Source organism: Embleya sp. L77 (genome assembly GCF_055557415.1).
Window position 1 is genome coordinate 3,519,186 of record NZ_CM145709.1, and the last position, 23,266, is coordinate 3,542,451.

A 23,266-nucleotide genomic window follows, 5' to 3' on the forward strand; every position below is an offset into this window, starting at 1 on the left:
TTCGTCTTCCGCATCCCGGCAAGCGGAGGAGCGCATGAGCGAGCAGGACGACACGATCGCGGCCATCACGGCCGGATACGCCTTCACCGGGCCCGCCCTGGAACTGGGCGCGGCCGTGGTCGAGGGCACCGCGCATCCCCAGGCGCAGGTGCGTGTCCCGCTCGCGGTGCTCAATCGGCACGGCCTGGTCGCGGGCGCGACCGGCACCGGCAAGACCAAGACCCTGCAACTGATCGCGGAGCAGTTGTCCGCGCAGGGCGTGCCGGTCTTCCTCGCGGACGTCAAGGGCGACCTGTCCGGCATTTCCGCGCCCGGCGTGCCCGGCGACCGGGTCGCCGCGCGGGCGGCCGAGGTCGGGCAGGACTGGCAACCGGCCGGCTGCCCGGCCGAGTTCCACGCGCTCGGCGGGATCGGACCGGGCGTGCCGATCCGGGCGACGATCACCGACTTCGGGCCGACCCTGCTGGCCAAGGTGCTGGACCTGAACGAGACCCAGGAGTCCTCGCTCGGCCTGATCTTCCACTTCGCCGACGAGCGCGGACTGGAACTGGTCGATCTCAAGGACCTGCGCGCGGTGATCCAGTACCTGACGGACGATGAGGGCAAGGCGGAACTCAAGCGGATCGGCGGCCTGTCCGCGGCCACCGCCGGGGTGATCCTGCGCGCGCTGATCACGCTGGAGAACAACGGCGGCGGGGCGTTCTTCGGCGAACCGGACTTCGACACCGCCGACCTGTTGCGCACCACCCCCGAGGGGCGCGGCGTGGTCTCGGTGCTCGAACTCGCGGCGGTGCAGGACAAGCCGCAGTTGTTCTCCACCTTCCTGATGTGGCTGCTCGCCGACCTGTTCCACGATCTGCCGGAGGTGGGCGACCCGGATCGGCCGCGCCTGGTGTTCTTCTTCGACGAGGCGCACCTGCTGTTCACCGGTGCCTCCAAGGCGTTTTCGACCGCGATCACCCAGACCGTGCGGCTGATCCGGTCCAAGGGCATCGGTATCTTTTTCGTCACCCAGACGCCGAGGGACGTGCCCGCCGAGGTGCTGTCCCAGTTGGGCAATCGGGTGCAGCACGCGCTGCGCGCCTTCACTCCCGAGGACGCCAAGGCGCTCAAGGCCACCGTGTCCACGTTCCCGCACTCGACCTACGACCTGGAGCAGGTGCTCACCCAGGCGGGTACCGGCGAGGCGGTGGTCACCGTGCTCGGCGAGAGCGGTGCCCCGACGCCGGTGGCCTGGACCCGGCTTCGCGCACCGACGTCGCTGATGGCGCCGATCCCGACGGAGGCGATGCAGGCGGCGTTGGCCGGGTCGCCGCAGTTCGCCAAGTACGGCGCGGCCGTGGACCGCGAGTCGGCGTACGAGAAGCTGACGGCCGCTCAGGCGCCGCCCGCGGAACCGGACGCGGCGCGCGAGCCGGCGCCCGAGCGCGCGCACGAGCCCGAACCCGGCGTGGTGGACCGAATGATGGGTAATTCGGCGGTGAAGTCCGTGCTTCGCTCGATGGGCACCCAGATCGGCCGGGAGATCACCCGCAGCCTGTTCGGCACCGCCCGCCGCAGACGCTGAACGGGCGGGCGGGTGCCGAGGTCTTCGTGCGCCGGCCCCGGTCTACTTCCTCGGCATCTTCGCGAACGCCTCGATCCAGAACCGCTGCTTGTCCACGGACTGGCCGACCAGGTAGCTGGAGCGCAGCTTCGGCGGCAGGCCGGCGAGCAACTGTGCCACGGTGTCCAGGTGTTCGCGCAGCTGCGACAACTCGGCGTTGGCCAGCACCTGGTGCACCACATCGGTGTCGTCGGTGCCCTCGGCGGACTCCTCGTTGGCCGCCTCCAGTCGGCGCACCCACTCGGCCAGATTGGCCGATATGTCGCCGAGGCCGGTGGCCGGGTTCTCCGCGAACCGGGCCTCCAGCGCGTTGAGCGGCACCGGTGCGTATTCGCCGTCGCCGAGGTAGACCTTGGCCATTTCCAGCGGCAGGTCGCGCTTGTGCAGCTTGATCAGCCGCTCCAGGGTGCGCTTGGTGATCCAGTCGCGGCCCTCGTCGTCGATGTCGTTCTTCCACCACTCCAGCACCGTCTCGGCGACCGGGCCGTAGGTGCTGATCAACCACTCGTTGGCGGGGATGTCCTCGGGACGGATGGTCAGGGACGCGGTGAAGCGGGTCGCCTGCGCGATGTTGTTGCGCGAGACGAGCATCTTGCGGCCGAGGTGGTACGGCGGGTTCTGCAGCGCGATCTGGGCGCGCAGACCGGGAATCGGGCGGCCCGCGATGGACCACTCCTGGGTGACCTCCATCAGCTTGGCGAAGGTGGACTTGTCCTTGGGCCGGTTGTACTCGTCCCAGACGATCACCTTGGCGCCGGGATCGGTGAACTTGGCGGCGAGCAGGTTCTCCAGCGAGCCGTCCGGGGTGGGCACCGGCGCGCACAGGTCCTCGACGTTGGTCACCGGCAGCGAGAAGTAGAGCGGTTCGCGGCCGAGTTCGGTGCGGACCACGTCGCGCACCACCTCGGTCTTGCCGCAGCCGGGCGGGCCCTGGATCAGCACCGACCAGCGACGGTGGATCGCCTCGCGGACGATCCGGCGCACCGAGTCCGGCGTCTGGTCCGGGTTGCGCACGTTCAGGCCCGCGGCGATCCGGTCGAGCACCTCGTCGGTGCGGTCCGGGCCGGGGGAGCCGTCCTTCTTGGTCTCGGTCAGCGCGAGCCGGTCGCCGTTGACCAGCGGCAGCCCCCACACCAGGGGGAAGCCGGCCAGCGCGCAGTCGATCACGTGCTCCAGGGTGCGCGGGGACACCAGTTGGCGCAGCGCGGGCGACAGGCTCGTCCAGACCTGGAAGACCGGGGTCAGGTCGGTGCCGGCGAAGCGCTCGGCGAGCTTGTACCGCCACGCGGTGTCGGTCGCGGTGATCTTGACCGTGACCATCCGGTCCAGGATGGCCAGGTCGGTGCGCCGGGTCGCGGTCTCGGCCAGCGACTCGTTGTCGGTGAGGAAGACGCCCACGCAGCCCAGTTCGCGCAGGTCGTGCTCGCCGAGCGTCCAGTTGCAGGCGACCTGCATCAGTTGCGACTGGATCGTCTCGCCCGCCTGCAACGCGTCGTCGATCAGCAGCACGAACCGCTTCCCGGGCCGCAGTTGACGCATAATCAGCTGACGCAGCACCAGTTCGCCGGTGCGCTCGTCCCGGACGGGCGCGTTGATCAGCAGATCGTCGGGAGTGAGGTTCGCGGCCGGTACGAAGACCAGGACCGTGTCGTCGTGCCGGTCGGGGATGTGGCTGAAGAACGTCGCCGTCTTGCCGATGCCGTGCTCGCCGAAGATCTGGCCGGTCTGGCCGAGGTCGATCATCGCGTCGATGAACTCCTCCAGCTTGGACACGCCCTTCCAGCCCTTGGGGCGTTCGGGGTAGGTGGCGGTGGCCTTCCACTTGGGCTCGGCCGCGGGGCGGCCGGCGCGCGTGGTGTCAGCGGTGATCGTCATGGTTCCTTCCGGGTGCTGCGCACGGCGTGCTGCGGAGGGCTCTTCGGCGAGGCGCGTCGGCATGGACGGCCCCGATCAGTGGTCGCCGGTGAGGACGCGGTGACAGTCCATCGGCGGGTGGTGCCGCTCCGGCCAGTCGTCCCCGCCCTCGGTGATCAGCCAGATCCACTTGTCCGGGTCGGCGGGGGTGATCGGCGGCGCGTAGCCGTCGGTGAGCATCACCACCGCGTCGACCGATTCGTCGAAGCGGCCCGACCCTTCGATCTCCAGTCGGCCCTCGACGTAGTCGGCCACGTTCTGGAAGTTGGTGCCGCCGCCGCCCAGCACCCGTTCGCCCGGCTTGAACGGCATCACGGTGCCGTCGAAGCTGAGCCAGTGCGTCTCGACGCCGTCGGCCTTGCCGACCAGTTCGGTCAGCCAGCTCACCACATGGTCGGGCATCGACCCCGAGGTGTCGTAGGCGATCACCACGACCTTGGTGCGCTCCAGGCCGCGCCGGGCGAGCATCGGGTCGTGGCCCAGCGCCGCCAGCAGCGCGCCGCGCTTCTTCGGATAGACCAGGCGTTCGCCCTCGCGCAGCTTGGACGCGAGCACGTCCACGAGCCACTGCTGCCACCACTCGACCCGGCGGGTGCGCTGGGTCTCGCCGCGCAGGAAGCCCGCGCCCAGGTCGCCCCACAGCTTGGTGGCGCGGTCGGTGGCGCCGTCGGTGCGCGCGAGCAGGTCGAGCAGTTCCTGTCGGGCCAGCCGCTCCCCTCGGCGGGCGGCGAGCAGGACGCTGCGCAGCACCTCGGAGGCGACCCGGCCGACGGTCTCGCCGTCCATGCCGTCGTTGTGGCCGGTGCCGCCGCCCAGGATCACGTGCACGCACAGCGGGGGCGGCACCGGCGGGTTCTTCATGCGCTTGAGCTCGGCGTAGACCGTTGCGTCGGTGTCCACGAAGTCGCTGTAGGACAGCGGCGCCAGGCCCTGGTCGGTGAGGTCCCGGACGTACGAGTGGTGAACCTTGCGCGGGTCGATGCCGGTGGGGTCCTCGATCGAGGCGCCGGTGTCCGGGTCGAGCCGGCGCAGGATCGGCAGCGTGCTGCGGCCCAGGCGGGTCATCGCGACGTGGTTGATGGTCACCTCGGCCGCGAGCGTGAACACCGGGTCGGCGCGCAGCTCGGACTCGGCGAACAGGTGCCGCTGGATCAGGTGCCGGGCCTCGTGGAAGAGCACGAACTTCACGCCGTCCAGGCCCAGATCGCAGAAGAACTGCGGGTTGTACAGCAGCAGGCAGGTGCCGTCGCCGGAGGCCATCACGGCCGCGGTGTCGATCGCGGTGGTCGGGATGTGGTGGTGGCACTTGGTGTACAACCACGAGGCGATGACCGACAGTTCCATGCCGAAGTCGAGCAGCGCCTCTTCCTTGAGTTTGCGGGCCCGCGCGATCACCTCGTCGTCGGCCGGTCGCCAGGCCTCCAGCGCTCGACGGTCGGTCAGACTCACGATCGGCGCCTGCGGGGCACGTTCGCCGTACGCCACGTCCGTCACCTCCCCTCGGTGTCGTTCGATGATCCCAGTGCCGACCGACAGCGGCTCGGCCGGCCCGGGGCGCTGCCGGCGACCGCGGTCGGCTCGGTCGGGCAGCGCCCCCACCCCTGTCGCCCGGTCCGCCGGATCCACATTGTGTGCCGCGGCCGGGCCCGGGGGCAGGGGGTTTTCCCGCGATCGGCGGGGCCGGCGGGAAGCGGATCGGGTTCGTTTCCCGCCGCCCGATCGGGGTGGACGGGTCACCGCCCTCCCGCACGGACCGACAGGAGCGGCGGGGCCAGGGGCGGGCTCGCGCCTCACGTGGGTGGTGCACCGGCCGGTGGCGGAGGGCGGGCACACCGGCCCGCACCGGCCCCGGGAGGGCGATGCGCCGGCGGTGCGGATGTGGTCAGCGGGCCAGGAGGGCGTTCAGGTCGCCGTAGGGGATCGAGTCGGTGAGCGTGCTGTACGTGCCGGTCTCGAACAGTTCCCGGGCGGAGCGGCGGACCACGGCGTACGCGGCCGCGGCGATCGCGGAGCCGAGGCTGACCCGGGCCACGCCCAACTTGCCGAATTCGGCGACGGTGGGGGCGCCGAGGCCGGCCAGCACGTTCAGCGGGGCGGGCAGGGCCTCGGCGAGGCCGGACACGGTGGTCGGGTCGGTGACGCCGGGGACGAAGATGCCGTCGGCACCGGCCGCGAGGTAGGCGGTCGCCCGGTCGAGCGTTTCCCGCAGCCGCTCGGCGTCGTCGTCGCCGATGCCGCGAAGGTAGGTGTCCACCCGGGCGTTGATGAACAGCGGGATGCCGGCGGCATCCGCGGCGGCCCGCGCCGCGGCGATCCGCTCGCCCTGGTCGGCGACCGCCCGCAGCGGCACGGGGCCGGCGTGCAGGGCGTCCTCCAGGTTGACCCCCACGGCGCCGGCGGCAAGCACGCCGCGGATGGTCTCGGCGACCCCCTCCGGATCGTCGCCGAAGCCGCTCTCGATGTCCGCGGTGACTGGCACGTCGACCGCGGCCACCACCCGCGCGACGAGTTCGAGGGCCCGCTCGCGGCCCAGCCGATCGCCGTCGGCCGCGCCCAGGCCCCAGGCGACTCCGGCGCTGGTGGTGGCCACCGCGCTTGCTCCGGCGTCCGCCACGAGTCGGGCGCTTGCCGCATCCCAGACGTTGGCGAGGGCGAGCGGCGCGGCATCGGTGTGCAGCGCCCGGAAGGTCAGGGCGGTGTCGTGAAGAGTCGTCATGCCCCTACTCCACCATTCGCGCACCGAACGGGCCGGCGGTTTTGCGTCGGCATCCCCCGGGCCGGGAGCCCCCGATCCGACCTCTCCCGGCCCGGGAGCCTCGGGCACGGGAGCCGCGGCCCGGCAAGCCCGGCTCATTCCGGGCTCCCGACGACCTCGGCCCCGCGAGGCGGCGCACCGCGGTCGGTCACGCCGCCCCGGCGGCGGCCAAGCGCGGGCAGAGGTCGTCGGCGGTGCCGTGCAGCATGGTCAGCTTCTTGCCGCCGCTCGCGTCGATGTCGAGTGTGTACGTCCCGTCGAGCCGGTACAGGCCGCGTGGCAGGGTGCCGCCGTTCTCCCGGAAGCCGGTCAGGACGGGGCCCAGGACGAACCACAGCCGGGAACCGTCCGGGCGGGTCTGCACGACCGCGCTGCCGCCGGCGTCCACGTCGAGGGCGGCACCGGATGCGGTGTTGGTGACCCGGACGATCAGCGGCCCCTTGTAGGCGACCCATTTCGGGCTGCCGTCGGGATGGGTCTCCAGCACCTGTTGGACCACCTCGTCGAGGATCGGCTCGGCGTGCACGGGGAAATCACAGCGTGCGCCGGCCGGGAAATCGAAGGGCGGCGTCGGCGCCGGCTCCCAGCGGCCTGCGGCGGAGGCGGACGCGGGCGTCGCGGCTGGGGGTGGTGAGGTTGTGGTCGGCGAGGCTGCGGGCGTCGCGGAGGCGGGTGCCGCGGCGACGAGGGCGGCGGCAAGTACGGGCAGGGCGAGGAGGGTTCGGCGCATGGTGGCTCCTGGGTGAGGCGGTGGGAGGAGAGCCGGCACGGGCCGCGGTGCCCCGCCCGGCACCGGCCCAGCCTCGCCCCGGTCGCTGACCGGATTCTCACCACGCGGGCCGGGAAGGTGGCAGCCATGCAGTTCCGCTTGTTGGGCCCGTTCCAGGCGCGCCACGAGGACACCGAGATCGCGGTCGGCAGCCGCCGCCAGGAGCGGTGCCTGCTGGCGGTCCTGCTGCTGGACGCCGGCCGGGTGGTGGGCACCGCGCGGCTGATCGACCTGCTGTGGCACGGGGCACCGCCGTCCGGCGCGCGGGGCACTGTGCACACCTACATCGCCCGGCTGCGCTCCCGGCTCGGGCCGTACGGACTGCACGTGCGGACCCGGCACGACGGTTACACGATCGACCCCGACGGGCACGCGGTGGATGCGTGGGAGTTCGTGGACCTGATCGAGCAGGCGGCGCAGGCCGGGGATCCCGCCGAGCGGATCCGCTGCCACGACCGTGCGCTGGCGCTGTGGCGGGGTCCGCTGCTCGCCGACGTGGTCGACGAACCGCTGCGTGGCCGACTCGGCGGGCGGCTCGCCGAGCTTCGGTCGGCCGCGCTGGAGCAGCGGGCCGAGGCGCGATTGGCCATGGGCCTGCACGACCGGGTGCTCGCCGATCTGGCGCCGGTCGCCGACGAGTTCGCGACCCGGGAGCGGCTGGTCGCGGCCCGGATGACGGCGCTCTACCGTGCCGGGCGCCGGGCCGAGGCGCTGGAGGTGTACCGACACACCCGTAAGCTGCTGGTGGCCGAGCTGGGCATCGACCCGGGTCCGGAACTGACCACGCTGCACGATCGGATCCTGCGCGGCGATCCGCGTCTGGACCGACCGTCGGCGCCCGTCTACGCGGTCCGGGTCGGCGAGGAGTGGTTGCCGTGGAACACCGGCGGGCACCCGGGCCTGGAATTCTGCAACACGTACGCCGGCTGGAGCCGCCCCGGCCGGCCCGATGCCGATTGGCTGCGCCGCTACGAAACCCTCGCGGTCTGGGCCGGCCACCTGGACCTGGTGGACGATCGGCTGGTGCGGAGGCTGCTCCGGCGCGCCCGCGAGCATCCCGACGAGGCCGCCGAGGCGCTCGCGCGGGCGCGGGTGTTCCGCGGCGACCTGTACGCCTGCCTGACCGATCCGCACGACGCGCGTGCCTTCGACGCGGTGGCCGCGGTCGCCTCCGAGGCGGCCGGTTCGGCGGTGTTCGTCCGCGGCGAGGACGGCCTGGGTCGGTGGCGGCTGTCCGACGCCGCCGGTCTGCACTCGCCCCTGTACGCCACTGCCCGCAGCGCCGCCGAACTCCTCGCGGACCCACGCCGCTTCACCATCCGCCGCTGCCCCGACGAGGACTGCGGCTGGCTCTTCGCGGACCCCGGCGGACGCCGCCGCTGGTGCAGCCTGGCCACCTGCGGCGACCGCTGCCGAAGCTAGAGCCTCCCCCGAGACGCCCCACGACCCGGCCGTCCGGCCGGCTCGCCGGCGCGTGGCGCGGAATTGCGCCGCCGTGTACTCGGCGAGAGGCTGGAGGGGTAAGCCCTGCGGCGTTCGGTGACCGTGCAGGCCACGGCGGCGCCGGGCACTGGCGCACGATTGCTTACCGAGGGCCGGTCAGCGAGAAGGCCGGGCGGGTTTGCGGTCCGCGTCCCGTCAGGGAGATGGTCATGGACGGCAAAACCCTCGAAGACATGCGCGGCGCGCTGCGCGGCCCGGTGATCGGACCGCAGGATTTCGACTACGACCCGGCACGCCGGATCTACAACGCGATGATCGACAGACATCCGGCCGCCCTGGTGCGGTGTGCGGACGCGGGGGACGTGATGGCCGCGGTCGACTTCGTCCGCGAGCACGACCTCGAACTCGCGGTTCGCGGCGGCGGACACAGCGGCGCGGGCCTGTGCGTGATCGACGACGCGGTCACCCTGGACCTGGCGCCGATGCGCTGGGTACGCGTGGACCCGGTGGCCCGGACGGCCCGGGTCGGCGGCGGCAGTCTGCTCGCCGACCTCGACCACGCCACGCATGCCTTCGGGCTGGGCGTACCGGCCGGAATCATGTCCACGACCGGCGTCGGCGGCCTCACCCTCGGCGGTGGGCACGGCCACCTCACCCGCAAGTACGGCCTGACGGTGGACAGTCTGGTGGCCGCGGACGTGGTGTTGGCGGACGGCAGCTTCGTCACCGCGAGCGAGTCCGAACACCCGGACCTGTTCTGGGCCTTGCGGGGCGGCGGCGGGAACTTCGGCGTCGTCACCTCGTTCCGCTTCCGGCTGCACCCGGTGGACACCGTGGCCGCCGGCGTCACCCTGTGGCCGGTCGAGCGGACCCGCGAGGTGCTGCGCTGGTACCGCGAGTTCCTGCCGCAGGCGCCCGAGGACCTGAACGGGTTCTTCGCGGCGCTCACGGTCCCGCCGGGTCCGCCGTTCCCGGAGGAGATCCACGGGCACAAGATGTGCGGCGTCGTGTGGTGCTGGACCGGGGACCCGGAGGCCGCCGAGGGCAACCTCGCCGCGGTGCGCGAACCGGCCCCGCCCGCCTTCCACTTCACCGCGCCGATGCCCTATCCCATGTTGCAGACGATGTTCGACGAACTGATCCCCACGGGCCTGCAGTGGTACTGGCGCGGCGACTTCTTCGACGCGATTCCGGACGACGCGGTCGACGTACACGCCAAGTACGCGGAGAGCCTGCCCACCGCGCTGTCCACGATGCACCTCTACCCGGTCGACGGAGCCGCGCATCGGGTCGACGCCGCGGACACCGCGTGGGGCTACCGGGACGCCATGTGGTCCGGCGTGATCGGCGGCATCGACCCGGACCCGGCCAACGCCGAGGCCGTCCGGCAGTGGTGCGTCGACTACTGGCAGGACCTGCACCCGCACTCCATGGGCGGAGCGTACGTCAACTTCATCGGCGCCGACGAGAGCCACGATCGGGTGGAGGCCACCTATCGCGACCACTACGAGCGGCTCGGTGGGGTCAAGTTCAGGTACGACCCGCACAACCTCTTCCACGGCAATCAGAACATCAAGCCGAGGGGTTGAGGCGGCGACGGGGCGGTCGGGCGAGCGGATGCGGGGGAGGGGCGGATCGGCTCGGCGGCTCGACCGTTTCGGCTCTCGGGTCGTTTCGGACGTCGGGCCGGTCGTTTCGGCTGCCGATCGGTATGGGGGTGTGCCCTACCCTCGCCACCGGGAATGCCGGCTGGGCGCGGCCGGTTCCGGCGGGGAGGATGTGGCCATGACCGAGACGACGACATCATTCGAGCCGATATCCGTCCCGGTCGCGGCGCCGGCCACGCGCGGCGGCCGGTTCGGCCGGCAACTGGGCTATCTGCTTGGCGGATTCCCGCTGGGCGCGGCGGCGTTCGTGGTCGCGATCGGCGGCCTCGCGGCCGGGGCGGCGAGCTTCGCGGTGCTGCTCGGCGTACCGATCCTGGTCGCCACGCTGGCCGCGGCCCGGGGATTCGCCACGCTGGAGCGCCGGCGGGTGGTTGCCGTCACCGGGCGGGAACTGCCGCCGCACGCCTACCGGGAACGGGCGGGGGAGGGGTTCAAGGGGTGGTGGCGCGCGCTGCGCGAGCCGCAGTCCTGGCGCGACCTGGCGCACATCCTGGTGTCCTTCCCGCTGCGGGTGGTGAGCTTCTGCATCGCGCTGACCTGGACCTTGGGCGGTCTCGGTGAACTGCTCTACGCCGCGTGGTCGTGGCCGATCCCGCGCGACCCGGGCAAGCAGGGCTTGCTGGACCTGATGTTCGGCATCTCCTCGCGAGCGGCCGAGATCGCCTTCAACACCGGCATCGGCGTGCTGCTGCTCGCGACGGCGGCGCCGGTGGTGCGGGCGCTGGTGGCGGTACAGGCGGCGCTCGCGCGCGGCCTGCTGACGAACGAGCGCAGCGCCCTGCAGGTCCGGACCGAACAACTCGCGCTCGGCCGGCGCAGCGCGGTGGCGGCCGAGGCGCAGACGCTGCGCCGGCTGGAGCGGGACCTGCACGACGGTCCGCAGCAGCGACTGGTCCGGCTGACCATGGACCTGGAGACGGTGGCGCGCCGGCTGGACGACGACCCGGATCGGGCCAGGCCGCTGGTGGCCGAGATGATCTCGCAGAGCCACGAGGCGTTGTCCGAACTGCGCGCCCTCTCGCGCGGGATCGCGCCGCCGATCCTGGCCGACCGGGGTCTGGCCCCGGCGCTGACCGCGGCGGCGGCGCGTTGTCCGATCCCGGTCGAGCTGACCACCGACCTGCCGCCGGGGCGACGGTTCGCCGCAGCGGTGGAGAACACTGCGTACTTCGTGGTCACCGAGGCGCTGACCAACGTCGCCAAGCACGCCCGGGCCGAACACTGCACGGTGTCCGTGCGGATGGACGAACGGGCGTTGTTCGTACAGGTATGGGACGACGGGTGCGGCGGAGCGCATCCCGGCAAGGGGCACGGCCTGGCCGGCCTGATCGATCGGCTGGCCGCGGTCGAGGGTCGGCTGGAGGTGGACAGCCCGGCGGGCGGGCCGACCACGCTCGCCGCCGAGGTTCCGTTGAGCGGGGTGGGGGAGCATTGATGCGGGTGGTGGCGACCGGGGGTCGGTGGTCGGGCGGGTCGCTCCTCGGGACGGCCAAGGTTTCGTCGAGTGGACTGGGGGAGCGTTGATGCGGGTGGTGTTGGCCGAGGATTCGCTGCTGCTGCGCGAGGGCCTGGTGCGGTTGCTGGAGGAGATCGGCGCGGAGGTGGTGGCCGCGGTCGGCGACGGTTCGGCGCTGGTCGAGGCAGTTGCCGCGCACCGCCCGGATGTCGCCGTGGTCGACGTCCGGATGCCGCCGACGTTCACCGACGAGGGCCTGCGCGCGGCCCTGCGGATCCGCCGCGAAGTACCCGGCACCGCCATCCTGGTCCTGTCCCAGTACGTGGAGGAGGCCTACGCCGAGGACCTGCTCGCCGACGGCGGCGGCGTCGGCTACCTGCTCAAGGACCGCGTGTCCCGCCTCGACGACCTCTCCGACGCGCTGACCCGGGTCGCGGCCGGCGGCACCGTCCTCGACTCGGAAGTCGTCTCCGCGCTGTTCACCCGCCGGCACCGGCACGACCCGCTGGCCGCGTTGACCCCTCGCGAACGCGAAGTTCTCGGTCTGATGGCCGAGGGCCACCGCAACAGCGCCATCGGCCGACTCCTGTCGCTGACCCCGGGCACCGTCGAGAAGCACATCTCCGCCATCTTCGAAAAACTGACCCTCCCGCCCTCCGCCGACGCCCACCGCCGCGTCCTGGCGGTGCTGACCTGGCTCCGGACGACGACGTGACGATACGGCGCGGCAGCCGGGGATACCCGTCGCTTCGATACTGCGCCGCGAACCGGAAGGCCGGATAGGCCGGAACGGACTCCTGCCCTGGCAGGTGCGCGGCCCACGGGTCGAATCGACCCGCCCGCGGCTACTCCTGATCCTCCGCCACGGCGCCGGGATGGGTCGCGGCCCGACCGCGAGTGTGGCGGTCGCGCTCATCGGCGGGACTTGCTCTTCCCACTGTTCGACCCGAGTGGCCATGCGCTTCCTGGCAGGATGCCAGTCGAGCCGAATGCGGTGCCCTTGCGGATGGTCAGGCACGTCGAGCCGGATCGGACGCGGCGACGAGAGGCAATCGATGGAGTTCGAGGATCGGGTCCCGTTCGTGGTGCGATTGGAGCCCGAGGATCGGCAGGCGCTCTTCGAGTGTGGAACCCGCATGGTCTTTCCGGTACGGCAGGTGCTCTTGCGCCAACACGAGCCATCCGCCCATGTGTTGATCCTGCTTTCCGGCTGGACCAAGGTCACCTCGGCCGCGGCGAACGGTTACGAGGCGCTGCTGGCGCTGCGCGGCCCCGGCGACATCATCGGAGACGGGGCAGCGCTCAGCGGCCGGCACCGCTCGGCGACGGTCACGGCGCTGGGGCGGGTCGAGGCGCTGGCCGTCGACACGGCTCGATTCGACGCGCTGCTCGACGAACGACCGGGGATTTGCCGCAAGTTGCTGGCGTTGACCGCCGACAGGACGCGCGACAGCGACCGTCGGCGGGTGCAGTACGCGGCGTTGAATGTGCAGGAACGACTCGCTTTGCTCCTACTCGAGCTGATCCGCAGCCACGGACAGGAGTCGCGGGACGGGGTGCGGCTGACCCCGGGGCTCACCCAGAGCGAGTTGGCGGGTTCCGTGGGCGCGTCCCGGGAGGCGGTCGCGCGCCTGTTGAAGGACCTTCGTGAGCGCGGCATCGTACGCACCGAGCGTCGCAACCTCGTGGTGATCAGACCCGAGGTGCTGCGGCGGATGGCGAGCCATGCGGCTCGGTGAGCGTGTACGGGCGCCGGGGCCGTTCTGTGTACGCGGTCACACTCGGAGAGTGTCGGTTGGCATCGCGGCGCGGTTGTCTCCCCTGACACCTTCGAGGATGTCCAGCCGGGCCGGATCAGGCCCGCTCCTTCCGCGGAAAGGCAGCCATGGGCGAGCCTGTCAATCGAACCATCCTGCTCCTGGACATCGAGCAGTTCGGTCCTCGTGACGATGTCGTGCAATCCGTCCTGCGACGCAGCCTGAACGCGGTCGTCGATCGCACCCTGGTGGCCGCAGGGGTGGAGTCGACGCTCCAGTACCGCGAGGATCGCGGCGACGGCATGATCGTGCTGCTCGGCGCCGAGGTGCCCAAGACGGCCGTCCTGCGTTCCCTGTTGACGACCACTCCCGAACTGTTGCACGACCACAATCGCCTCGCCTCGCGCAGCGCCCGGATGCGGCTGCGGATCGTGCTGACCGCCGGCGAGGTTGCCCACGACCCGCAACCCGGCACGGTCGGCGGGATCGTCGGACACGATCTCAACCAGGCATGTCGGCTGCTCGACTCGGACGCGCTGCGCGATGCGCTGGCGGAACGGACGGACGAGGAGTGCGTGCTGATGGTCGGCACCCCGGTGTACGACGGCGTGGTCCGGCACGGCCATCACGGGATCCGGCCCGAACTCTTCCGACGTACCGAGGTGCGGGTCAAGGACGGCGTGCTCGGTGCGTGGTTGCACGGTGGGCCCGAGTCCGTGGGCGTGCCCGACGCGCCGGTGGTGAGGCGATCCGACGAAGCCGGGCGGGACACCGGCGCGGTGGCCGGCGTCCCCGAGCCGGTCCGGGCACCGGCCGCCGAGCGGGCGACCGGGGCGGTGTTCAACTTCCACGGATCCCCCGTGGTGCACGGATCCGTCGTCGGTGGCGATCAGCACGGGGTCAGCGGTGGTCGGGTCACCGGCGACGTCGTCCTCGGCGGCCTCGGCGCCGACCGGGTTCCGACGCCCGGCGTCGAGCACGGCGGAAGAACTTCGTGAATCCCCCACGCGCAGTACAGGACCCGCCACGCGACGAGGCCGGGGCGAAGCCGGGCCGAGAACCCGCGTCGCCCGAACCCGCCCCGGCCACCCCCGGCACCCCGGAAGCGGCAGCCGACCCGGATCAGGCCGAGCAGGACGTCGAGGCCGACGACGTCAACGAATACGCGTGGGACTCCCGGCGCGACCTTTACCGGCACAGCCCAGGCATCATGCTCGGTCGGTCCGCGCAACTGGGCGGCTCGCTCGTCGGTGGAGACCAGCACGGGGTGAGCGGCGGCCGGGTCACCGGGGATGTCATTTTCGGCGGCACCAAGATCGAAAACCATTTCGGCGGCTCCGGCGAAGGCGCGTCCGGCGAGATTCCGGTCGCGGAAGTCGAGTCGCTCGCCCTGCATTTCGTCTATCCGACGGGTCCCCGGGAAGCGGAGCCCGGTCGCGTGCCGGATGCTCGCCGGGAGGATGACGACACCTGGCGGCCCGACAGCCCCTTCGGCCGGGCATTCGAACAGCTCCGGCGGGGGCGGATCGCGGTCATCTCCGGTCCGGCGGCCACCGGTCGCCGTACCGCTGCCCTCATGCTGTTGCGTGCCGCCGGCTCGGCCACGTTCCGGATGCTGGATCCCACACTCCCGCCGGGGCGCCTGGCCGGTGAACTCCGGGAGCGTTGTGGCCACGTGCTCGTCGACTTCGCCACCAGCGCCGAACGGCCCTTGCGCGACCACCACTTTCGGGCCTTGGGCGAGAAGCTCAACACGGCCGACAGTCATCTCGTCATCGTGGTGGGGCCCCACCCGGTGGTCCAAGGCGTCGAAGCCGTGCCGTGGCTGCCACCCGAACCCGAGCGCGTTCTGCGGGGACACCTGCGTCGCCAGGATCTGAGCGGACGTACGGTCGACGAACTGTTGGCCCTGCCCGAGGTCCAGGCGGTGCTCGGCCACTGGCGCCCTGTGGCCGAACTCGCCCGCTTCGCCGACCGCATCGCCGAATACGCCCGTGGCACCGTGTCGTTGGACAGCCTCGCCGGGTTCGGCCACTACGCGGCCGAACGACAGGTGCGGCGCTGGTTCGACGGCACGGACCAGACCTTGCACGACAAGGCGTTCCTGGTCGCGCTGGCCGCCTTCGACGAGGCTCCGTACCCGGTGACGGCCGAGCTGAGCGACGTCTTGTTCGGTCTCCTGCAGCGGATCGAGAATCCGCACCAGCCCGCCTGCATTCCGGTCTTCGGTACCTCCAGCGCCCGGCGGGTCGAACTCGCGCGGGCGGACCGATACCAGGAGGCGGAGGAGACCGAGTGGGGGCCGGTACTGCAGACCAAGATCCAGTTCCGGGACCCGCACACCGCGATCATCCTGCTCCGCGAGGTATGGACCGGTCATCCGTCGTCGCGCCCCGCCGTGGTCGCGTGGTTGCAGAAGCTGGCCGTCGATCCTCGTCCGCTCGTGCGCAACCGTGCCGCCGCGACGACCGCGGTACTCGCCCATGCGGACCTTCCGTCGACCATGGCCCTGCTCATTCGGCCCTGGGCCGCCGACCGGCGCTACCGCGCCCGGCTTGCCGCCGGGACCGCGCTCGCCCTCGCCCACCGGCTGGGCGCCCCGCACGTTCCCCGCATTCTCCGGGAATGGTGCACCGCGCCCGATCATCGCCTGCGTTGGACCGCCGTACGCACCTACGCACTCGTCGGCGAAACCTTTCCCGACCAGGCCGTCACGGCGCTGGTGGAGGCGGTGCGCGCGGTGGACTCACGAGGCGGCCCGGAGTCCGCGTGGCCGGAGGAGATCGACGAAATCGCCCAGTCCACCGCGACCGTGCTGCTCGCGTCGGACCAGGACACGGCAGGGCCGGACAGTGCCGGGCCGGACGCCGACGAGCAGGGCGCCGGGGACGGCGGTGGCGCGAATGCCCGGGCCACCGTGGACGCCGCCACCAGACTGTGGCCCGAACTGGTGCCGCTGACGCGTGCGGTGGCGACCCGCGCGTTCGTCCTGCGTACGGTCGTTTACGCGAGCGGTCCCACGGACGGGGCCCTCGGTACCGGACGCCCGCTCCTGCTCGACCTCTTCGCCCGTGCGCAGCGCACGCCCGAAACTCCGGGCGCCGCCCTGCGGGAAGCGCTTGCCGCCCTGTGGCGCGTCGTCCTCAAGGATCCCATGTGTTCCGCGTCCGGCCTCGAGGCCATGCGCGGGTGGATTCGGTCCGCCGACCTCGATCCGGAGGCCGAGCACGCGCTCGCCGACCTGTTTCCCATGCTGGTGGTCTCGGCCGAGGACGCGAAACGGCTCGCGTACCTCGTGGACAACCTGCGGGCCGGCGAGGGTGAGCAGTTTCCTCCGGCTGTCGCCCGGCGACTGCGGACGACTCTGTCGGTGCCGGCAACGGGCCCCTGAGCCGTGACCGGGCCGACCCCTTCCGCATGTCGGAACCGGGATCGACCCGCTCCATCCGTCGACGCGCCCCTCGCCGACCCGGGCTCCCGCATTCGAACCCTCTCGAGGAGAGCAACTCAAGGAGAGCAACGCATGATGAACCGGCCCCCGCAGTGGGAGCAGAACGCGAACCGGGATTCGAAGATCGTCGACCCGGTCGTCACCATCCAGGAACTGGCGCGATTCAAGCCGCTGCGCCCCACCAGGATCGACTACGCCCTGGTCTTCACCACCGCTCAGGGAGGTTTCGACACCTTCCTGCCGCCCCACCGGCCGAGCCGCACCGAACTCGCCACCCGCCGCTGGACCAGCGTCTACTCGGTGGACGTGGGGCTGCACGACGCGAACGCCGTGCTGGCGCTGCCCAGCGACAACGACGCCTTCCCCTTCGAGGTCACCCTCAACTGCACGTGGCAGGTCGTGGTTCCGGCCGCGTTCGTGGCCAGTGGCGAACGCGATGTGCCGGCCATGGTGCGGCGGCTCGTCGACGATCTGCTCCGGCCGGTGCTGCGCACACACGCGATGGAGGACAGCGCCGTCGCGGAGAAGGAAGCGCAGGACGTGCTGGCCGCGGCCGGTCCGCTGGGTGTGGCGGCCGGACTGCGCGTGCAATGCGGGATCCAGGTCCGCCGGGACGAGGCTGCCCTCGGACACGCTCGGGAACTGCGCGCGATCGAGTTCGCCCGGCAGAAGCTCGATCCGCAGTACACGCTGTTGATGCGGGAGGACGAACTGGCGGCGGAACGTGCGCTCGCCGAAGGCCGGCATCGGCATCTGATCGAGCTGCAGACCCAGAACCTGGGCCACCAGCGGGAGTTGATCCGCGGTGAACAAGGGCTGGAACTTCAGGCGATCGAGGCGAAGAAGATCGAGTTCTACACCTTCTATCTGGAGCGGGGTGGGCCGAGCGCGATGGCACTTCAGCTCGCCCTGCACCCGGAGGACGCGCGCCTGGTCATGGAGAACCTGCGGGAGGACCAACTACGGGCCATTCAGGCCCAGCTGCAGGTCGCACTCCAAGCGCTCGGTGGAGGCCCCGGTGGGTTGGAGGAACATCAGTTGGACGAGCCGCGCAGGCTGGCGGCGAACGTCATCAGGGAGGTCCTGAGCGCGAGACTGACGACCATGGGGTCGGAAGGGCCGCCTGTCGCGGCGGGTGCACAGCCCGCGAACACCGCGGTCGGCCCAGCCGAACCGGCCGACGGCAGTGCGGCGGACGCGGTCGAACCGGTGCAGGTCGCCGACGGGGTCGAACCGATACAGGTCGTTTTCGAGGACGGCGACACCGCCCTTCCGTCGGACCAGGGAGCTGTTTTCGGTTACCGGGCCCCGACCTCACCGCCCGTCCCGTGACCACCGTGGAACCGGAGCCGACACCTGCCGCGCAGCCCTTCGATCTGCGTACGGCCGAGCGGCTTCTCAAGGATCTGCGCCAGGAAGCGGCCAGGGCGGACACCAAGAGCTCGGTGCTGGTCGGCGCTCAGGGGATGGCCGCAGCCGTGCTGGTCGGCGTACTCAGCACGGATGGTCGGCATCCCGGCGTGCTGACCGCGCTCGGGCAGGCACTGTGGTGGACAGGGGCGGCATGCCTCCTGGTCTCCCTGTCGGCGCTGCTGATGGCGGTGACGCCCCGATACGGGGCGCGGGTGTGGCGGCCGGGAATGCCGATCACCCATTTCGCCGACATCCGGAGAGCCGCTGTGCGCGGACCCACCGCGCTGGAGGAGGCGCTGCGGGACACCGAGCGCGGTCCACGAGCCACGATTCTCACCGCGCTCACGGAGAACAGCCGCATTGTCGCGGGCAAATACCGATGGTTGCGGGTCGGTACCGGCTGCTTCGTGGCCGCACTGATTCTGCTGCCGGGCTCCCTCCTGGCCGCGTAGCCGCCGGCGCGGCCCCGGCCCCCTTGCCCACGACCGGCGGCGTACCCACGTCGAACCCCAGGACGATCCCCAGGAGACCCACCACCATGTCTGTCCACGAGCCGGACGCCGAGCCTGATCGGGACCCGAACGCCGTGGGTCCACCGGCCCGTCCGGGGCGCGGTCCGCTGCCGTCGCATCCCGATGCGTTCCGTCCGGCGGAGGGGGGTGGTGGTGCGTCCTCCGGTTTTGGCGAGGTGCCTCCGGCTTACCCGGCGGGTGAGGTTCCGGCGTATCCGGGTGATTCGCCAGCGGCGTTCCCGGGTGATCTGCCGCCGGGGTATCCGGAGGGTGGGGCTCCGGAGTACCCGGGCGATCTGCCGCCGGGGTACCCGGAGAGTGGGGCTCCGGAGTACCCGGGTGATTCGCCTGCGGCGTTCCCGGGTGATCTGCCGCCGGGGTATCCGGAGGGTGGGGCTCCGGCGTATCCGGGCGATCTGCCGCCGATGTATCCGGATGCGACATCTTCCGTTCGACTCGGTGGACCCTCCCGGCGGGAGGGGGACGGCGTGAACGAGGCCGTCGTGAACGAGGTACCGCCGGTGTACCCCGATACCGGGGCCAGGGCGAATACTCCGCCCGAACACCCGGTGCCGGAGGGCCGGGAAGAGTTCGGTGCCCCGCCGCGACGCCCCGGACGGCCGCCCGCCCCGCGGGTGATGCCGACCGTTCCGCAGCCACCGGTTGCAGCCGATCGGGGGGCGCCGGAGGCCCGGTTCGTGCCCGCCACCGGTACGCCGACCCGGAAGGTCGGGGTACCGCCGCAGTTCCCGGCCCGCCCTGGCGCCGCCCCCGAAATCCAGCGGGAACAGGACGACTTGACCCTGCAGACGGGACGCAGACATCTGAAAGCGCGGCAACGAGGGGTCGACAGGGCCGCGTTCTCGCAGCTTGTGGTGACTCTGCCGACCGCGCTGGTCAGCCTGTTCGTCGTGGCGGGCGGGTTTGCCCTGATCAGTCCGGTCTTCGGGCTGCTCATGACGGTCGTCTGGCTGTTCTCCGGGCCCCTGGTCTTCCACCGTCCCACCGAGGCGGCGATCGCCCGGCATCTCCTGGGCATGCGACGACCCGGCCCGGCGGATGCCCGACGGCTGGAGGGAGTCTGGGAGGAGGTGACGCGCAGGGCGGGTGTCCGGCAGGACACCTACGAGCTGTGGATTCAGGAGCGTACGGAGCTGAACGCCACCGCGGCCGCGGGCCACATCGTGAGCGTGACCCGGCACGCGATGGATCGCCTGCCCAATTCCCAACTGGCCGCGATCCTCGCCCATGAACTCGGCCACCACGTCGGCGGGCACACCTGGGCGGGGATGTTGGCCGACTGGTACGCACTCCCGGCCCGGACGGTGGGGCGGTGGATCGCGAGGGGCCTGTCCAGGTTGATGTCTTCGAGGGATCGGAACGGCCTTCCCATCGGGGGTTGCCTGGGCGTTCTGCTCGTGGGGTTCTTCTGCACCGTGGTTTCCACGGCGGGGCTGTGGTGGCTGGTGTTGCTCGTCGCGGTCGCTCCGCTGCTCGTCTCGTGGCTGCACCGCCGTGCCGAGTTCCGGGCGGACGACTACGCGGGCGGTCTCGGATTCGGGGCCGAACTGATTTCGGTGCTTGCCCAGGAGCAGCGGAATCGGACTGCCTCCTCGGGATCTCCGGGATCTTCGGGGCCTCCGGTATTCCCGGGCTCCAGGCCGGGCATGGCATCTCCGGTTCCTCCGGTGCGGTCGGCGTACTTCGGCAGGTCCGGCGGTGCGCGCAGAATGCTGATGGGGCCCCATGCGGACTACGCGGCGCGCCTTCGGCATCTTCAACGTGGGGGCCATCCCGCGGGGCGGTGATCCAGCGACGGGTCGGCGGGGGTCGCGCGCGGTGCGATGAAATGATGTCCGGCCAGGGGCGCTTCGGGCTCTTCGCGCCCCATGAGTTTCCCTGGCGGTGTGGACTGCACATCGCCGACGGGCGGAACTCGGGAGCCTACGGGGGAGCGGGGCATGTGGGGTTTGGGCACGGTGCTGGGCGGCCGGTACACGCTGGCCGAGCGGCTGGGCGGCGGCGCCATGGGCGAGGTGTGGCGGGCGGACGACCGCGTACTCGAACGGCAGGTCGCGGTCAAGCTCCTGTTGCCCGCGCTGCTGGCCGACGTCAAGTTCGCCGAGCGCTTCCGGCGCGAGGCCAAGGTGCTGGCCGCGCTCGACCATCCCGGCATCGTCGACGTGCACGACTACGGCGAGAGCGGGTCGGAGCCGCGCGTCGCGTACATCGTGATGGAACTGGTCGCCGGCCGGACGCTGGACGCGGTCATGGCGGAGGGTGCGGGCGACGGCGGTGGTGCGGTCATGCCCGTCGACCGGGTGCTCGGCATTGCCGTCCAGGCGTTGGACGCGCTGCACGCGGCGCATCTGCGGGGCATCGTGCACCGCGACGTCAAGCCGTCGAACCTGATGATCGGCGCCGACGACCGGGTGACCGTCACCGACTTCGGCATCGCCCGCTCCATGGCCGAGACCAAGCTCACCGCTTCGCACGCGGTGCTCGGCACGGCTCGGTACATCGCTCCGGAACAGGCCCGCGGCAGCGGCGCGGTGCCGGCGTCCGATCAGTACGCGATCGGCGTGCTGTGTTACGAACTCCTCACCGGGGAAGCGTTGTTCTCCGGTGATGCGGTGTTCGAGGTGCTGCTCAAGCACATTCGGGAGCCGGCGCCCGAACTCCCGGCGCCATTCCCCGAAGCGGTCCGCGCTTTTGTGGCGAAGGCATTGGCCAAGGAGCCGGAGGAGCGGTACGTCGACGCGGCCGAGATGGCGGCGGTGGCCCGCGCGGCGGCGCGCGGGGTGGCACCCGGGGTGGCGGCGGGTGGGTCGGAGGCGGCTGTCACGGCGGTGACGGCGGTGGCGGTGGCCGCCGTTGGGGATGTGGGAGTGGGCGGGGCGGGATCGGGTGTCGCGGGTGCGGCGGCTGTCGATGTCGAGACCGGCTCCGGGGCGGCGGGTTCGGGGTCGGGCTTGGGATCGGGGGGTGTGGCTTCCGGGGGTTTGGCGGGTTCGAGTTTCGGTTCGGTTGACGGCGGCTCCTCCGGGTCCGAGTCCGACTCCGGTGGCGGCTCCTCCGAGTCCGCGTCCGACTCCGGATCCGCGCTCGCGTCCGCGTTTGACTCCGACTCAGGCGGCGACCGCAGCGACTTCCACGGCGCGGTGGTGGCCAACGCGGCTGCCGGGGGCGTGGCCGCAGGCAGCGCGGGTGGGGTCGAGCCGGGTTCGGGCGGGGCCGACCTTGCCAAGACAGCGGCGCCTGGCGGTTCGATGTCGGGAGCCGCGGCGGACGGCGTTCCGAGCGTGCCCGGGGGATCGGCAGGGGCCGCTGCGTCCGTCGCTGCGGACGTTTCGTTGCCCGGCGTACCGGCGTCCGCTTCGGTTCCTGCGACGGACGCCGGATCTACTCCCGCTCCCGCCTCCGGATCCGCTCCCACCTCCGATTCCGCCTCCGCCGCTTCTGATTCCGCCTCCGCTTCCGCCTCCGAGGCGATTCCCGCCCCGGCGTCCCCTCCGACGCCGCCGGAGGCCACTTCCGCTCCGCGCGACGCAACAACAACGACACCCGCGAACACTCGGGCCTGGAAACGGCACGGCATAGCCGCCGTCCTGCTGGTCCTGGGCGTCATCGCCGGAGTCGTCGCCACGGTCCTGTTCGTGAAGCCCTTCGCCGGCCGATCCGACGCGGACCGCAACGTACCGAACGCACAACCGGCCGCCACCGAGAGCCGGACCGCCGGAGGCGCAGCGGCCGATCCCGGCCCGGGCTCGGCGCCGCCCTCGACAACCGCCACCGGCACCCCGAGCACGAACGCGAGTGCGAGCCAACCCCCGGGCACCGCACAGGGCAGTGGCAACGCGGGCGCCCCGGTACCCCCTCCCGGCGGCGCGAACGGCTCCACGTCCGCAGGGGCCGGCGGCTCACCCGGTGGAGGCGGCAGCAACCCCGGCGGCGGCACGCAACCGAAGCCGCCCGCATCCACCTCGCCCCCGGCCCAGAGCGTCCCGCAGGGTTGCGGCGGCGACCGCTGGGGCGCCATCACCAGCGTCGCCGACGGACGCAGGATCGGCCTCGCCGCCGACAGCCCCACCCAGGGCAAGGAGCTGATCATGGGCGGCAATTCCCAGTACGGCTGGGTGCACTCGGTCTCCACCTGGGACACCTTCAACACCTGCAGCCTGAGCGGCCCCGCCCTCGGCCAGCCGTACGGGAACGCCACACGCCCCGAACTCGCCATCGGATTCGGCTACTCGACCAACTGGCGGCTGTCCGAGGCCCCCACCTCGGGCGCGGTCTACATCAAGGACTACATGGGCCAGAACTGCCTGACCAACAACGGCCCCGGCAAGCCCCTGTCGGTGGTCGAGTGCACCCCCGGCAACAAGTCCCAGCAGTGGCGCATCCCCTGACCCCGGCCCGCCCGCACACCGCTTCGCGGTAGGACCCGGACCCGGACGAAGCACCCTCGACCCCGAACCACGGGAACGCGCGGGAACGGCCGGGCCGACGCCCGCGTGGAGGGG

Annotated in this window: 16 protein-coding genes; 12 read left to right on the top strand and 4 right to left on the bottom strand. The window is 71.8% G+C overall.

The window, feature by feature from the left end; genetic code table 11:
- The first annotated feature begins 34 nt into the window (after nt 1-34).
- Nucleotides 35-1,567 (top strand): helicase HerA-like domain-containing protein, encoded by a 1,533-nt coding sequence (locus tag ACZOOI_RS15060; protein ID WP_465276356.1) that lies wholly within the window; start codon nt 35-37, stop codon nt 1,565-1,567.
- Between the two features lie 42 nt (nt 1,568-1,609).
- Here ACZOOI_RS15060 and ACZOOI_RS15065 read toward each other — a convergent pair whose 3' ends face one another.
- The 4 genes from ACZOOI_RS15065 to ACZOOI_RS15080 form a co-directional block, all read right to left on the bottom strand.
- Nucleotides 1,610-3,481: an AAA family ATPase gene (locus tag ACZOOI_RS15065; RefSeq protein WP_391586262.1), complete on the bottom strand. Its 1,872-nt coding sequence runs from the start codon at nt 3,479-3,481 to the stop codon at nt 1,610-1,612.
- A gap of 75 nt (nt 3,482-3,556) precedes the next feature.
- Nucleotides 3,557-5,005 carry a DUF2201 family putative metallopeptidase gene (locus ACZOOI_RS15070; protein ID WP_465281200.1) on the bottom strand — a complete coding sequence of 483 codons (1,449 nt, stop codon included), beginning with the start codon at nt 5,003-5,005 and terminating at the stop codon, nt 3,557-3,559.
- Between the two features lie 397 nt (nt 5,006-5,402).
- The gene (locus ACZOOI_RS15075; protein WP_465276357.1) at nt 5,403-6,236 is read right to left on the bottom strand and encodes an isocitrate lyase/PEP mutase family protein; all 834 of its coding nucleotides are present in this window, start codon (nt 6,234-6,236) and stop codon (nt 5,403-5,405) included.
- Nucleotides 6,237-6,423: 187 nt separating this feature from the next.
- Nucleotides 6,424-7,005: a hypothetical protein gene (locus tag ACZOOI_RS15080; protein ID WP_465276358.1), complete on the bottom strand. Its 582-nt coding sequence runs from the start codon at nt 7,003-7,005 to the stop codon at nt 6,424-6,426.
- A 126-nt stretch (nt 7,006-7,131) separates the two neighbouring features.
- Between ACZOOI_RS15080 and ACZOOI_RS15085 the strand changes: the two genes are divergently transcribed.
- From ACZOOI_RS15085 to ACZOOI_RS15135, 11 genes are all read left to right on the top strand, one after another.
- Nucleotides 7,132-8,466 (top strand): BTAD domain-containing putative transcriptional regulator, encoded by a 1,335-nt coding sequence (locus ACZOOI_RS15085; RefSeq protein WP_465276359.1) that lies wholly within the window; start codon nt 7,132-7,134, stop codon nt 8,464-8,466.
- 230 nt (nt 8,467-8,696) lie between these two features.
- Nucleotides 8,697-10,076: an FAD-binding oxidoreductase gene (locus ACZOOI_RS15090; RefSeq protein WP_465276360.1), complete on the top strand. Its 1,380-nt coding sequence runs from the start codon at nt 8,697-8,699 to the stop codon at nt 10,074-10,076.
- Between the two features lie 196 nt (nt 10,077-10,272).
- The gene (locus ACZOOI_RS15095) at nt 10,273-11,589 is read left to right on the top strand and encodes a sensor histidine kinase (RefSeq protein ID WP_465276361.1); all 1,317 of its coding nucleotides are present in this window, start codon (nt 10,273-10,275) and stop codon (nt 11,587-11,589) included.
- An 88-nt stretch (nt 11,590-11,677) separates the two neighbouring features.
- Nucleotides 11,678-12,325 (top strand): response regulator transcription factor, encoded by a 648-nt coding sequence (locus ACZOOI_RS15100; protein WP_465276362.1) that lies wholly within the window; start codon nt 11,678-11,680, stop codon nt 12,323-12,325.
- 340 nt (nt 12,326-12,665) lie between these two features.
- Nucleotides 12,666-13,349, top strand: coding sequence for a Crp/Fnr family transcriptional regulator (locus tag ACZOOI_RS15105; protein ID WP_465276363.1), 684 nt, complete (start codon nt 12,666-12,668; stop codon nt 13,347-13,349).
- Between the two features lie 146 nt (nt 13,350-13,495).
- A complete protein-coding gene (locus ACZOOI_RS15110; protein ID WP_465276364.1) occupies nt 13,496-14,365 on the top strand; it encodes a hypothetical protein in 870 nt (289 codons plus the stop codon).
- Nucleotides 14,362-16,758 carry a hypothetical protein gene (locus ACZOOI_RS15115; protein WP_465276365.1) on the top strand — a complete coding sequence of 799 codons (2,397 nt, stop codon included), beginning with the start codon at nt 14,362-14,364 and terminating at the stop codon, nt 16,756-16,758. The genes ACZOOI_RS15110 and ACZOOI_RS15115 overlap by 4 nt, the downstream gene beginning before the upstream one ends.
- 132 nt (nt 16,759-16,890) lie before the next feature.
- Entirely contained in the window at nt 16,891-18,150 is a 1,260-nt protein-coding gene (locus ACZOOI_RS15120) for a PE-PGRS family protein (protein WP_465276366.1), read from the top strand.
- Nucleotides 18,147-18,683: a Pycsar system effector family protein gene (locus ACZOOI_RS15125; RefSeq protein ID WP_465276367.1), complete on the top strand. Its 537-nt coding sequence runs from the start codon at nt 18,147-18,149 to the stop codon at nt 18,681-18,683. Before ACZOOI_RS15120 ends, ACZOOI_RS15125 begins: the two co-directional genes overlap by 4 nt.
- A gap of 935 nt (nt 18,684-19,618) precedes the next feature.
- Nucleotides 19,619-20,551, top strand: coding sequence for a M48 family metalloprotease (locus ACZOOI_RS15130; protein ID WP_465276368.1), 933 nt, complete (start codon nt 19,619-19,621; stop codon nt 20,549-20,551).
- Nucleotides 20,552-20,704: 153 nt separating this feature from the next.
- A complete protein-coding gene (locus ACZOOI_RS15135) occupies nt 20,705-23,152 on the top strand; it encodes a protein kinase domain-containing protein (RefSeq protein ID WP_465276369.1) in 2,448 nt (815 codons plus the stop codon).
- The last annotated feature ends 114 nt before the right edge of the window (nt 23,153-23,266 follow it).

What these genes read in the sequence shown, in the direction of transcription:
- ACZOOI_RS15060 (WP_465276356.1), top strand. Translation starts at nt 35, where the DNA reads ATGAGCGAGCAGGACGACACGATCGCGGCCATCACGGCCGGATACGCC.
- ACZOOI_RS15065 (WP_391586262.1), bottom strand. Translation starts at nt 3,481, where the DNA reads ATGACGATCACCGCTGACACCACGCGCGCCGGCCGCCCCGCGGCCGAG.
- ACZOOI_RS15075 (WP_465276357.1), bottom strand. Translation starts at nt 6,236, where the DNA reads ATGACGACTCTTCACGACACCGCCCTGACCTTCCGGGCGCTGCACACC.
- ACZOOI_RS15080 (WP_465276358.1), bottom strand. Translation starts at nt 7,005, where the DNA reads ATGCGCCGAACCCTCCTCGCCCTGCCCGTACTTGCCGCCGCCCTCGTC.
- ACZOOI_RS15085 (WP_465276359.1), top strand. Translation starts at nt 7,132, where the DNA reads ATGCAGTTCCGCTTGTTGGGCCCGTTCCAGGCGCGCCACGAGGACACC.
- ACZOOI_RS15090 (WP_465276360.1), top strand. Translation starts at nt 8,697, where the DNA reads ATGGACGGCAAAACCCTCGAAGACATGCGCGGCGCGCTGCGCGGCCCG.
- ACZOOI_RS15095 (WP_465276361.1), top strand. Translation starts at nt 10,273, where the DNA reads ATGACCGAGACGACGACATCATTCGAGCCGATATCCGTCCCGGTCGCG.
- ACZOOI_RS15100 (WP_465276362.1), top strand. Translation starts at nt 11,678, where the DNA reads ATGCGGGTGGTGTTGGCCGAGGATTCGCTGCTGCTGCGCGAGGGCCTG.
- ACZOOI_RS15105 (WP_465276363.1), top strand. Translation starts at nt 12,666, where the DNA reads ATGGAGTTCGAGGATCGGGTCCCGTTCGTGGTGCGATTGGAGCCCGAG.
- ACZOOI_RS15110 (WP_465276364.1), top strand. Translation starts at nt 13,496, where the DNA reads ATGGGCGAGCCTGTCAATCGAACCATCCTGCTCCTGGACATCGAGCAG.
- ACZOOI_RS15120 (WP_465276366.1), top strand. Translation starts at nt 16,891, where the DNA reads ATGATGAACCGGCCCCCGCAGTGGGAGCAGAACGCGAACCGGGATTCG.
- ACZOOI_RS15135 (WP_465276369.1), top strand. Translation starts at nt 20,705, where the DNA reads ATGTGGGGTTTGGGCACGGTGCTGGGCGGCCGGTACACGCTGGCCGAG.